Origin of the sequence: Methylophaga sp. UBA1464, assembly GCF_002325665.1 — a bacterium.
GTDB lineage: Bacteria > Pseudomonadota > Gammaproteobacteria > Nitrosococcales > Methylophagaceae > Methylophaga.
The window spans coordinates 1-331 of sequence record NZ_DCSO01000021.1 but is presented as its reverse complement, the minus strand read 5'-3'; the positions used below and the strand labels follow the sequence as shown (position 1 = coordinate 331).

Here is a 331-nt window from a genome sequence, read left to right as displayed (position 1 = left end):
CTAGCTGATCAGCATGTTGTTGAAATGATAGAAAACGCCCTTGCACATGCCAACGAAAGTAACTGATTTAAGGAGATTGACATGAGTTGTAACGTTCATCAAAACCACTCGCACAAACACGGCCCTGACTGCGGCCATACCCAAATTGAACATAATGGCCATACCGATTTTTTACATGATGGGCACTTGCATCACGTGCACGAAGCGCATATTGATGAGCATAAAATTGAAGTGACAGCGAAAAACCCGGATGACTGCACGCCGCATCATGAATGTGCCGGTCACGATCCGGATCACGTTCACGGCCCGGATTGTGGACATGAAGCTGTAC

General features: G+C 47.1%; 1 protein-coding gene. It reads left to right on the top strand.

What is annotated here, in order from left to right; genetic code table 11:
- Window positions 1–81 precede the first annotated feature (81 nt).
- Window positions 82–331 (top strand): hypothetical protein (locus B3O33_RS02140; RefSeq protein WP_292362836.1); only part of this gene is annotated, 250 nt, incomplete at its 3' end.